At 37.8% G+C, this 9105-nt stretch carries 21 protein-coding genes; 1 reads left to right on the top strand and 20 read right to left on the bottom strand.

Going from position 1 to position 9105, the window contains the following annotated elements; genetic code table 11:
• Window positions 1–4: 4 nt before the first annotated feature.
• The 20 genes from ACFSAH_RS19355 to ACFSAH_RS19260 form a co-directional block, all read right to left on the bottom strand.
• Complete coding sequence (locus tag ACFSAH_RS19355) at window positions 5–589, bottom strand: glycoside hydrolase family 73 protein (protein ID WP_379664359.1); 585 nt, start codon at window positions 587–589, stop codon at window positions 5–7.
• A 6-nt stretch (window positions 590–595) separates the two neighbouring features.
• A complete protein-coding gene (locus ACFSAH_RS19350) occupies window positions 596–1201 on the bottom strand; it encodes a hypothetical protein (RefSeq protein WP_379664358.1) in 606 nt (201 codons plus the stop codon).
• A gap of 5 nt (window positions 1202–1206) precedes the next feature.
• Window positions 1207–1374 (bottom strand): hypothetical protein, encoded by a 168-nt coding sequence (locus tag ACFSAH_RS19345; protein ID WP_379664357.1) that lies wholly within the window; start codon window positions 1372–1374, stop codon window positions 1207–1209.
• A gap of 4 nt (window positions 1375–1378) precedes the next feature.
• A complete protein-coding gene (locus ACFSAH_RS19340; RefSeq protein ID WP_379664356.1) occupies window positions 1379–1834 on the bottom strand; it encodes a hypothetical protein in 456 nt (151 codons plus the stop codon).
• A 1-nt stretch (window position 1835) separates the two neighbouring features.
• Window positions 1836–1934 (bottom strand): LPXTG cell wall anchor domain-containing protein, encoded by a 99-nt coding sequence (locus ACFSAH_RS19335; protein ID WP_379664355.1) that lies wholly within the window; start codon window positions 1932–1934, stop codon window positions 1836–1838.
• Window positions 1935–1946: 12 nt separating this feature from the next.
• Window positions 1947–2372, bottom strand: coding sequence for a hypothetical protein (locus ACFSAH_RS19330; protein ID WP_379664354.1), 426 nt, complete (start codon window positions 2370–2372; stop codon window positions 1947–1949).
• The gene (locus ACFSAH_RS19325; protein WP_379664353.1) at window positions 2372–3490 is read right to left on the bottom strand and encodes a hypothetical protein; all 1119 of its coding nucleotides are present in this window, start codon (window positions 3488–3490) and stop codon (window positions 2372–2374) included. The genes ACFSAH_RS19330 and ACFSAH_RS19325 overlap by 1 nt, the downstream gene beginning before the upstream one ends.
• Window positions 3487–3867 (bottom strand): hypothetical protein, encoded by a 381-nt coding sequence (locus ACFSAH_RS19320; protein WP_379664352.1) that lies wholly within the window; start codon window positions 3865–3867, stop codon window positions 3487–3489. Before ACFSAH_RS19320 ends, ACFSAH_RS19325 begins: the two co-directional genes overlap by 4 nt.
• Window positions 3867–4277, bottom strand: a complete 411-nt coding sequence (locus tag ACFSAH_RS19315) for a hypothetical protein (RefSeq protein ID WP_379664351.1) — start codon at window positions 4275–4277, stop codon at window positions 3867–3869. The genes ACFSAH_RS19320 and ACFSAH_RS19315 overlap by 1 nt, the downstream gene beginning before the upstream one ends.
• Window positions 4278–4294: 17 nt before the next feature.
• Complete coding sequence (locus ACFSAH_RS19310) at window positions 4295–5056, bottom strand: hypothetical protein (protein WP_379664350.1); 762 nt, start codon at window positions 5054–5056, stop codon at window positions 4295–4297.
• A 39-nt stretch (window positions 5057–5095) separates the two neighbouring features.
• Entirely contained in the window at window positions 5096–5248 is a 153-nt protein-coding gene (locus tag ACFSAH_RS19305) for a hypothetical protein (protein WP_379664349.1), read from the bottom strand.
• 181 nt (window positions 5249–5429) lie between these two features.
• Window positions 5430–5609: a hypothetical protein gene (locus tag ACFSAH_RS19300; RefSeq protein WP_379664348.1), complete on the bottom strand. Its 180-nt coding sequence runs from the start codon at window positions 5607–5609 to the stop codon at window positions 5430–5432.
• Window positions 5606–5791, bottom strand: coding sequence for a hypothetical protein (locus tag ACFSAH_RS19295; protein WP_379664347.1), 186 nt, complete (start codon window positions 5789–5791; stop codon window positions 5606–5608). Before ACFSAH_RS19295 ends, ACFSAH_RS19300 begins: the two co-directional genes overlap by 4 nt.
• Before the next feature lie 6 nt (window positions 5792–5797).
• Window positions 5798–6370: a hypothetical protein gene (locus tag ACFSAH_RS19290; RefSeq protein ID WP_379664346.1), complete on the bottom strand. Its 573-nt coding sequence runs from the start codon at window positions 6368–6370 to the stop codon at window positions 5798–5800.
• A gap of 2 nt (window positions 6371–6372) precedes the next feature.
• Complete coding sequence (locus tag ACFSAH_RS19285) at window positions 6373–6573, bottom strand: hypothetical protein (protein ID WP_379664345.1); 201 nt, start codon at window positions 6571–6573, stop codon at window positions 6373–6375.
• The gene (locus tag ACFSAH_RS19280; RefSeq protein ID WP_379664344.1) at window positions 6558–6722 is read right to left on the bottom strand and encodes a hypothetical protein; all 165 of its coding nucleotides are present in this window, start codon (window positions 6720–6722) and stop codon (window positions 6558–6560) included. The genes ACFSAH_RS19285 and ACFSAH_RS19280 overlap by 16 nt, the downstream gene beginning before the upstream one ends.
• Window positions 6723–6795: 73 nt before the next feature.
• Window positions 6796–7392 (bottom strand): hypothetical protein, encoded by a 597-nt coding sequence (locus tag ACFSAH_RS19275; RefSeq protein WP_379664343.1) that lies wholly within the window; start codon window positions 7390–7392, stop codon window positions 6796–6798.
• Entirely contained in the window at window positions 7367–7735 is a 369-nt protein-coding gene (locus tag ACFSAH_RS19270; protein WP_379664342.1) for a hypothetical protein, read from the bottom strand. The genes ACFSAH_RS19275 and ACFSAH_RS19270 overlap by 26 nt, the downstream gene beginning before the upstream one ends.
• A 16-nt stretch (window positions 7736–7751) precedes the next feature.
• Window positions 7752–7955, bottom strand: coding sequence for a hypothetical protein (locus ACFSAH_RS19265; protein ID WP_379664341.1), 204 nt, complete (start codon window positions 7953–7955; stop codon window positions 7752–7754).
• Window positions 7956–8234, bottom strand: a complete 279-nt coding sequence (locus tag ACFSAH_RS19260; RefSeq protein ID WP_379664340.1) for a hypothetical protein — start codon at window positions 8232–8234, stop codon at window positions 7956–7958.
• Between the two features lie 652 nt (window positions 8235–8886).
• On the opposite strand from ACFSAH_RS19260, the gene ACFSAH_RS19255 reads away from it, so the two are divergent.
• Window positions 8887–9096 (top strand): YodC family protein, encoded by a 210-nt coding sequence (locus tag ACFSAH_RS19255; RefSeq protein ID WP_379664339.1) that lies wholly within the window; start codon window positions 8887–8889, stop codon window positions 9094–9096.
• Window positions 9097–9105: the final 9 nt, after the last annotated feature.

Genomic DNA, 9105 nt, shown 5'->3' with positions numbered 1-9105 from the left:
ATAATTAAGCAAAAATGTTATGTAAAGCTTTGGTTATTCCGTCCTGTTCGTGGAAAGCCAAATTGTTATCGTTAATATTTCTTTCGTAAGCGATTAACTCACGATCGTATTTTTCTAAGCCTAAATTGTTTATCATAGCTGCAATTTTTCCGGCATAGACATTTTTGTCCGGTCCCACGTTATAGCCTGCGTCTTGCAAAGCATTCAATTGCGCTAAAGGCGTTTTCTTTAAAGCGACACCTTTTATTTTGTATTTACCTTGCTGCAAGTTGGCTATATGGGCTTTTATGCCATCGTAAAGGGTAGGGTAAACACGCCAGTAAGCTGCACCTTTTTTGGTGCTTAAACGTACACCGTCACCGCTCCAGTTAGATAAAGCCATGTGACCAAAAGGATTATTATAAACAAAGGCTTTATAATCGTTACCCGCTCCACTTTCTTTAATAGCCTGCCCAATTACTACAGACGGCAAAATACCGGTATTGGCACATGCCCGGATAACTGCACTCGCAATTTTAGCGGTGTAGCTTTGAGGTGTGTTTTTTCCCGGAGTTTGAACTCCTGTATATTGAAATCTTTTACCTGCCATTATTTTCTAATTAGAAAGTACCAAATCAATAGCGCAGCCACAATTAGGGCAATTACAATGGGTAGATTTTTTTTTAGTCCCTAATGCTATTAGAGTGTTTATAGGGAGTTTAGACATAGCAAACTTTCTAAATTCACCTTTAGATACAATGCCATCTTTATTCCCGAAATAAGTATCGATACCGATATTTGCTTTTGAAGCCGAAATAGTCATTTGCGCTGTATCTGCCATCTTTAACCAAGTCGGATAGAACACCAGAGTATACACGTCAAAAAAATCTTTAGGTTTGCCAAATGCATTTATTTGATTCTTAAAGTATTTCTCTACGTAGGTCAACTGCTCTATATTAGACATTGCCCGCAATTGTGTCGTTGTGGTACCTAAACCTTTTGCAGTAGCTTCCATAAATTGGATTAAACCGCTTGCAGAAGAATTTGGATTTTTGATTTTAGGATCAAAGGTTTTTCCAGTTTCAATCCACATCACGGATGCAACATCATCGATAGTCACACCTAAACGGTTACACATTTCTGAGAGTTTTTGGAAGAAAAGATCCGCATTTCCAGATACTTTCTGAACGGCATCGTAATAGCTTTGTCTTACTTGTAACATTTGCTTTAAATTTTAGATAGGATATACTTATTCAGGAAAGCCAATAAGACAGCAACTATAATAGCGGCAAAAGCCAGGTCTATAATAGTTTCTTTAGTTAGTCCTATTTCTACATTAACAGTTGGCAATTCGCCATCGTTAAAAAGTGTTTTTAAAACATTCGGAGGCTCCATAATTTTAATATCCTAAATCCCTTAATTTTCTTAATAACATGGGCAGTATCTCTGTAGTGTCAACCATCATTGTTGAGAATATAGACGAACGGGTAACTTTTTGTTTAGTGGCGTTTTGCCAGTATTCGACTACATTTCTTAATAAGGCATCCGGAAGGTGTTGTAACGTAATAGCATTGTCTAACATGGTTCCTGTAGGTTCCTTGGCATTCATTGCTTTTAATACATTAGCTTCACTTTCTAACAGATCAAACTTGGTTGCCAGGTTCTTTACTTCAGAATCTGTGAGTTTGCCCAAAGAATTGCTATAACCCTCCTGGATCTTTTGCCCTACAGTAGGAGCGGAGCTTTTTTGTACGGGATCTCCTTGCTTGTTCTGTTTAGATTTTTTGACCAGAAACCAAACCAGTACAGCTAAAGCGATTACAATACCTATGAGTGCAATTCTTTCTGTTTTCATTTTAAGCTACCTTTTTTACCAGTTTATACTTTTTCCAAAGAAAAAATCCTATCCCTGCAACTGCCAGGGCAATAAGGATGTATTTTGTGTTGTTTGTCATGATGTAATTGATTTATGTTAGTCTTAATGATTTCAATCGTTGTAATACCTTTGTTTTTATGCCGCTTGCAAAGTCGTAGTAGTATTCATCGTTAATCCAATTGGTTAATGACCCTTTGCCCAAGCTTCCATATTTAGAATTAAAAGTATTATAGACGGCCACTACCATATCATTAGTGGGCAGGTCTAATAGTTTTCGCCAGGTTTTATCTTTAGTACCCGATAAAGTAAATAGCCCACTCATAACGCTATGCAGCTCATCGGCTAAAACATTAGGGTTAAATCCGGCAGGTATTCCTTGAGTGCCGTCTGGATAAGGTGCATCTGGAATATTAATTGCTCCCGACTTTTTACCCTTGTAATAAATAAACATCATTACCCCAATGGTTAAAATGGCAATGATTAAAAGGGCTTTATATTCTTTTAAAAACTTTTCCATTACTTTTTAAATTTTAGGATAAAAAGCCCTCCAATAACCAATACAGCTATGGCAATTGCTATAATTAAATTGGTGTTTGATTTTGCTTGAGTTATAGGGGTTCCTTCTGGAGCATTAGCATAAACAATTTGCCCGTTTTCGTCTTGGTAGTAATCTCCATTTTCATAAGGCATAAAACCAGGAGCTGACTGGGTATCTATGGCTGCTGTTTGTTGAGACCAATCTAAAGGACTTTCATAAGGACTAGCTTCTTGCTGTCCATTACCAAAGTTTTTAGCGTACCAGTCTGCACCTTTTTCAATGGTTTTACCAACAGCCTTAACCGCATTACCAACCCCTTTAATTGCCCCCTTTACACCTTTAGCCACCCCTTTACCAACAGCTTTACCTGCTTTTCCGACCGCTTGAGTAGCTTTTTTAACTCCTTTACCAACAGCTTGTACCGCCTTTTTAACGCCTTTACCAATCGCTTTGAAAGCTTTTCCTATAAATTCGGCTTCCATTGGATCTGATCCAATAAAATACTCTACCTCATCATAACCATCAAAGGAAGCAGAACCTTTTATTCTTTTTCTGAATAGCCCAAATTTGCCTGGTAGATTTTTAGCAATGTTTTTTAGATTTTTAGTGAAGTTTTTAAATGCTTTACCAAAAAATTCTGAATATTCTCCATTTCCATAGGCTTGAAAGCTTGCTAGTTCTTCTGGTTCAAGCTCAATATTATCTCCCAGATAACCCAAAAATTCGTACTCTTCGCCTTTATGGAAAATAATATCTCCAAACTTTGGAATGTAAGCTATCGGGCGAACTTTATTCGGTGTCATAATACCGGACTTCCGTCTTTTAAAAAGGTTAGGATCTGATTTATTCAGCCCTCCGGTTTCAAAAATATTATTGTCGTTATATAAGAAACCATGAGTATCGGGATCGTCCCTGCCTTCCAGTTCATCAATATCATTAACTATTTGTAAAGTAGCTGCTATTGACGATGCAGGAAGTGCCACACCGCCTGGATTTACCGCAGGCAAATTCATAGGGCTTTGGTCTGGACCAGCTGCTATGGTTTGGGATACAGTTCCGGGCGTTGCACCTCTTGATGGTCTGGGTGTATTACTCATCTTGCAAATTTTAAATTCCCGTTAAACTCCAAGTCGTATTGTTCAGCTCTTTTAAGAGATAAATACATTCTCCAGTTATGTTCCGGGTTTTTGTCGTTTAAAACTTTTGTTAGTGCTTTTACAGATTCTTTTAACGAATAACCCATATCAGCATATTTTTTAAATGCGTAGGCATCGGCTTTGACCTCGTCTGTTGTTTGTAGTTCTACGTGTGCCTGCTCGTGGAGCATTACGAAGAGCCGATGCGCTACAGGCATATTTCTCATGTGCCTGACACTTATTTCCATGACACCGGTACGGCGGTTAACCCTTGCTGGTGTCATGCCAAGATCAGGCACCTTTATTATTTTTGTAATCCCTTTAGCCCAAATTTCCATTAGCTTTTTTTAAACAGGATAATACCTACTGCTAAAACCGTTAATCCAGCAAGTACCAAGAAAATAGTTCGGTTAATTCCGAATATTCGAGGCGTAGCCAAAGGATCTTGAGTATTGCTTGTATTGGTGCCTACTGCTAATGTACCGGGAACCGAAACCGCACTTTTTTTTAAACTTTTGGAAACATTGTTTAGCCCGTTTGCGATATTTAAAATTTTGTCGAAAAGGGTGGGTTTTGGTTGTCCTGAGTCGTTACCAGTAACATTATTGTAAGGCAAAGGAGCGTTACCATAAACTTTGACCAAGTTGTTTAAATTTCTTTCGTTTGGTTCTGCCTTTACGCCATAGGCTTCCAATAATTCAGCAACGGCATCTGGCCGCTGCTGAACAATTTGTCTAATAGCATCCATTTGCCAGATGCTATGGGTTATCCTATATATTGACTACGAACGGCAGCAGCTCCAACCTGAGCAATAGTTTGTTTTGCTCTTTGTGTTTTTTCTCGCAAAGCTTTAGCAACGTTCAAGCTTGTGCCTACCATTAGGGTTACAGTCACCGAAGTAGACGGCAATACCGTGTATTCTATAACTGTTTGTGCATCCATAAAGAACGGACGGGGAACAGTTAATATTTTGGTATTGAAGTTTCCCTCGCTGGCATAGGTACCGGTAGCAATTACCAAAGAACTATGCTGCTTAAATGGAGATTGTTTAACAATAGTAAACGATTGATCCATTTGCGCAACGCTATCCGATGCAATTTTGAAACCGCTTATTAGGGATGGGAACTCACGAATAAAGGCATTAAACATCTCAATTGAACCAGGAGACCCGGAAGACCCAGATAGACCCGCCTGATTTGATTTGTCGTTGAAAGCACCTGTTTTCATTAGCCCGATGGCGTTGACAATTAAACCCGGACACATTAGTGCTGTTCTGGCTTCGGTAGCCGATGTGTTGGTTAAGGTAATAATGAACGGTTTAGCTTCGCTTTGCGCATCTGCAAATGATGCGGCATTGCCCGAAAACTCTAAAAAGTCATCGCCATGTCCTACATAGCCCAATCCTCCACCGAAATTGCTTAATTCGTTTGCTTCGTTTTCAAGCTCTTCAGCTGTTAAATAACGCTTACTTACAAACTTCGGAGATAATGCTCTGTTGAAAGAGCGTCCTAAAAATACTTTTTTCATCTGTTTGTTGATTAAATGAGATAATTACGGTTTGGTAGATTAAGCGAAACCAACGGATTCGTGACCTACATAATTGGACTCTGTACCGTCTGCTTTCTTGACTCTTTTAGTAAACCACTTTCTAAGGAAGAAAGCAGCAACCAATATCAAAACTCCGGTAACAAATACTTTTTTGTCGAAGAGATTATTCATTGCTTTTCTTTTGGATTATTGAAAACCCAAACATGCAAGCCTTTAGGGAAAGAAGTACGATATAGGGAAATGAAAGACAATGAAAGGCGTTCAAAGGCAATGATATTAAACGAAAGCATATAAAAAAAGCCTGGCGTTTCACAACGGCAGGCTGAGTGGATGGTAACAAATGGATAATGTTTTATTTTATTGCTTTTAAATATTTAAGTGGAACCGGTATAATTTCATCACCTATAACGACAAGACCGCAGATACCTACAAATTCATTGTGAATGTAACCATCTATGTAACCTTTTTTGCCTATAAACTCTTCCAGTCTGTCTAATTTACCGCCACGGACGATTTCTACCAGTGTTTTCATGGTTTCCCTAAATGATCTACTATTTTTTGTACCTGGTTAGGCGTAAATTTCTTACCGGTGTATTCGCCCAGATCTGGAATTTTGGCAATCCAGTTTTTAAATGTTTTCCATGACACGCCATAATGAGCTATAATCTCTTTAAAGCTGTATGCCTGAATAATAAATGCTTTCGTTTCACTCATAATGGTTTAAATCATGGTTTCAACTGTAATTTTATGCCTTTGATCTGCATGCGCATTTACTTTTTTGTATGCCTTAAGCATGTTTTCAAAGTTTGGGATACGGTTTCGGTTTGCTCCGGTATCAAAGGTCTCTAATGTTTTAAAAAGTGTCACATAAGCTGTCATTTCCCAGAAGAAAGGCGGGACACGCTTTAGCGAATGGAAAGTAAATATCAAATCACATCCGTACATCCGGTGATCCACCAAAAAAGTTTTAATTTCCGGCCGAGGATTGCCCTCAATGTATTTGGTACAATCTTCGAAAACGATTAATCCATTTCTAAAATCCTGTGAAATCTTTATCAAAGTATCTTTATCCGGTGTACCTATCAGTTTAACTATGCCACTTTTTAGATTACGGATCTGATCTACTGTAATTTGCTGAAAACAATTGTAGGCCGGGGATCCGTTAACGTCAATAATTAATACCTTACTGCCTTTTGGGTATTTTTTAGCTACAGATGCCAGATAGGTACTTTTGCCAACACCTTTACGGCCAACGACTAAAGAACTGTAATGTAAATCACGCGTTTTCGCCATTATCAGAAAGATCTTGTTTTAAATCTGGAAGCATATAAATGAATAGTGTCTCCAGTTTTTTTAAACTTAAACCTAGCTGTCTGATGACCTGCTTTTTTCCAATTTTCGGCAGTCGCATTTATTGCAACTACGTTTTCGCATGATAATGCCAAAATGTACTCTTTGCCAAATATTGTTCTACTGTTTGCTATTGTTGCTGACATGACCTTTGTTTTTGATATTTCGATCCTTTGGCTTCTCCAAACTCTTTGGGTGGAAATGACTGATCTAACTTTGTTTTCGCAGTACCATTAGTATAGCTGTTATATGGTCTATGCTCTTCGCCCAGATCGGCAGATTGTTCTTTCTTCATTAACATTTTAAGAGAAAGAACCGCTATAACCACGAAACCAAGCAATACCAGGCAATTGATAAATATTTCCATATTATTCAGTAAATAGTTTGACACGATTGATAACCACCTCGCTATAGGCCATAATTAGTCCCTGAAATGGTGTAACCTGCATATTTGTTGTAGCAGCATATCTTGCAGTAGCTTGTTTTAGCCTCCGGGATTCGCCATCGCTAAACGGAACTTCTTTTATTACGTCTAAATGGCGTTTCCATTTTTGCAGGACATAAAATTCCCGTGAATTGGCATCATATACGGCACTATGATCTATCTTTTGCAAAAGCTCCAGTTCCTTTTCGGTAAATAGGTTTTTTTTGCGCAGGTAGGGTATGGCACTACTTTGCAAACCATCTAACAGGTTAACTATGTTTTCAGCAATATCCGTAGGAGACATAAATATTTCTCCCGGTTCCTGATAGCCTGGATCTGCATCCTGGTATTGATGTTGTGAATTGTTTTCATCATCATCAATAATGGTTTCCGTTTCAATCTCTTCAAATATGGCTTCTTGTACGGGTTCGTCATGGGTAATTACAACGGGTGGAACATCTACCTTAACTTCCCGACTTAGAACATCGGTTAAGTCTACCACAGTAGCATCCTGATTAACTGTTTTCGTTTTCTTTGCCATATTTTTCTAGGATTGGAGCCAAGGTTTTGAACTGGTCTATGATTTTGGGATCGTTGATGAGTTTGGGGATTTGAGCCGCTATAGAAAGCAAATTGGTTTTACCAGAAAACAGACCTGAAAACTGTAGTAATACCGAAACCATAGTTACGAGATCACTTTCATAAGTTCGCAGCTTTTCAATTAATTGGTTTAATTGCTCTTTTGGCAATTTTATCATTTCTATTTCGACACCTTCAATAGGTTTTTCTATAGTAGGAAATTCAATTTCTTTACCGTTTTCGGTATTATTATTGCTATTTTGTTCCATATTTTGAATTAATTCACCGGGGGGTGTGTTATTCATTTTATACTAAGCCTGGTTACCGCCGGGCTTTTTTATTTGGTTTCTTAGTTAAAACGAACATTCTTTTTTCAAGTAAAGCAAAAGGATCTTTTATTCTATTTTGACCTACGCAATCGGCACAACCTGGGCACTTTTTTCCGTCTGGAAATACCTTGTACCCACTACATAATGAGCGCCTTTTACCTGGTTTCTTGGTTTTATAGACAATCTTCTTTGCCATCTACTTTACTTTAAAGCTTGAAAAAATATCATTATTGATATGCTTAATCATATCCAGAGCTAAGCGAACTATATCATAACCACCGTTTTCGATTAATCCCAACTGTTTTTTTCTAGCAGCAATGGTCCGGTTTATTGTCTCGGCTTCGCTCTCTGTAGCCCGACCGGTAAACTGATGTTTTTTAGGATCGGCAGATTTTAAATGTTGGTTTCGGGGTTTAAGTGCTGTTTTCGGTTCGTTTTCTTCGGGAACCGGATTTTCTTCAATCTCTGTACTCATGTGAAAACATATATATCACATACAAAGTAGATTAATTGAAAACAGATAAGCTTTAGCTTTTACCGTAACTTTTTACCGTAATTTTTTACCGAAAGAATAGGAGGGGGATTGTGGAAGTGTCACACCCCGTCACAACAAAAAATATTTTGTGACAACTTTTGTGACAGCATATAAAATGCGTAACTCTCTCTTTTATATCTTTTTATATTTCTTAAATATTAAAAAAATAAAGAAAGTCACAAAGTCACAAAATATATTAAGTTTATTGCTTTTAAGTTAGGTTTTGGGTTTTTCGCCTTATTCCTAAAGGCTTAAAAAAATTAAAAAGCCGCCCTCTCCGGCAAGGGCAAAAGGCGTTTTAAAATTGAAAATATTTTGCTGTTTGGGCTGTAAGAGCCGTTTTTGTGGTAAATTAGTGTTGTAATTGGCGGTGTTGTTTGCCGTAGAAAAAACAGCAAATAGGCAAAGAGTTACCACCAAAACGGGCTAGAAAAGGCATTCATTGCGCTACGCTCCATTCATTTTATCATTCACCGCTATAACCAAATAAAGCCCTTGTTTCGGGCTTTATTTGTTTTGCGTTGCCTGGTAGGCGAGCCGTTAGGGATAAAGGGAGAATAATCTTATATTCGAGAAACTAAATTATAAATGTATGGCACAAAAATTTAAAATCGGAGATGTTGTGACTTTAAAATCTGGAGGACCATCAATGACAGTAGATGGTTATGAAAGTTATATTGAATCTTTAGAGGGATCTATCAGAGAAAGTGAAATACAGGTTTTAACTTCGTGGTTCAAAGACAAAGAACGTATAAATGGTTCATTCCATCAAGATACATTAGAACTTGATGACGAAGATTAAAAAAAACCG

This window comes from Pseudopedobacter beijingensis (assembly GCF_042678145.1).
GTDB lineage: Bacteria > Bacteroidota > Bacteroidia > Sphingobacteriales > Sphingobacteriaceae > Pseudopedobacter > Pseudopedobacter beijingensis.
The sequence above is the reverse complement of the archived record's forward strand: the minus strand, read 5'-3'. Positions and strand labels throughout refer to the sequence as shown.

Bases quoted from the DNA above. Each gene is read 5' to 3' on its own strand.
- ACFSAH_RS19335 (WP_379664355.1), bottom strand. From the start codon at position 1,934: ATGACAAACAACACAAAATACATCCTTATTGCCCTGGCAGTTGCAGGG.
- ACFSAH_RS19280 (WP_379664344.1), bottom strand. From the start codon at position 6,722: ATGAAGAAAGAACAATCTGCCGATCTGGGCGAAGAGCATAGACCATAT.
- ACFSAH_RS19350 (WP_379664358.1), bottom strand. From the start codon at position 1,201: ATGTTACAAGTAAGACAAAGCTATTACGATGCCGTTCAGAAAGTATCT.
- ACFSAH_RS19320 (WP_379664352.1), bottom strand. From the start codon at position 3,867: ATGGAAATTTGGGCTAAAGGGATTACAAAAATAATAAAGGTGCCTGAT.
- ACFSAH_RS19275 (WP_379664343.1), bottom strand. From the start codon at position 7,392: ATGGCAAAGAAAACGAAAACAGTTAATCAGGATGCTACTGTGGTAGAC.
- ACFSAH_RS19260 (WP_379664340.1), bottom strand. From the start codon at position 8,234: ATGAGTACAGAGATTGAAGAAAATCCGGTTCCCGAAGAAAACGAACCG.
- ACFSAH_RS19325 (WP_379664353.1), bottom strand. From the start codon at position 3,490: ATGAGTAATACACCCAGACCATCAAGAGGTGCAACGCCCGGAACTGTA.
- ACFSAH_RS19255 (WP_379664339.1), top strand. From the start codon at position 8,887: ATGGCACAAAAATTTAAAATCGGAGATGTTGTGACTTTAAAATCTGGA.
- ACFSAH_RS19340 (WP_379664356.1), bottom strand. From the start codon at position 1,834: ATGAAAACAGAAAGAATTGCACTCATAGGTATTGTAATCGCTTTAGCT.
- ACFSAH_RS19295 (WP_379664347.1), bottom strand. From the start codon at position 5,791: ATGAGTGAAACGAAAGCATTTATTATTCAGGCATACAGCTTTAAAGAG.
- ACFSAH_RS19270 (WP_379664342.1), bottom strand. From the start codon at position 7,735: ATGAATAACACACCCCCCGGTGAATTAATTCAAAATATGGAACAAAAT.
- ACFSAH_RS19265 (WP_379664341.1), bottom strand. From the start codon at position 7,955: ATGGCAAAGAAGATTGTCTATAAAACCAAGAAACCAGGTAAAAGGCGC.
- ACFSAH_RS19315 (WP_379664351.1), bottom strand. From the start codon at position 4,277: ATGGATGCTATTAGACAAATTGTTCAGCAGCGGCCAGATGCCGTTGCT.
- ACFSAH_RS19285 (WP_379664345.1), bottom strand. From the start codon at position 6,573: ATGTCAGCAACAATAGCAAACAGTAGAACAATATTTGGCAAAGAGTAC.
- ACFSAH_RS19305 (WP_379664349.1), bottom strand. From the start codon at position 5,248: ATGAATAATCTCTTCGACAAAAAAGTATTTGTTACCGGAGTTTTGATA.
- ACFSAH_RS19310 (WP_379664350.1), bottom strand. From the start codon at position 5,056: ATGAAAAAAGTATTTTTAGGACGCTCTTTCAACAGAGCATTATCTCCG.
- ACFSAH_RS19330 (WP_379664354.1), bottom strand. From the start codon at position 2,372: ATGGAAAAGTTTTTAAAAGAATATAAAGCCCTTTTAATCATTGCCATT.
- ACFSAH_RS19355 (WP_379664359.1), bottom strand. From the start codon at position 589: ATGGCAGGTAAAAGATTTCAATATACAGGAGTTCAAACTCCGGGAAAA.
- ACFSAH_RS19300 (WP_379664348.1), bottom strand. From the start codon at position 5,609: ATGAAAACACTGGTAGAAATCGTCCGTGGCGGTAAATTAGACAGACTG.
- ACFSAH_RS19290 (WP_379664346.1), bottom strand. From the start codon at position 6,370: ATGGCGAAAACGCGTGATTTACATTACAGTTCTTTAGTCGTTGGCCGT.
- ACFSAH_RS19345 (WP_379664357.1), bottom strand. From the start codon at position 1,374: ATGGAGCCTCCGAATGTTTTAAAAACACTTTTTAACGATGGCGAATTG.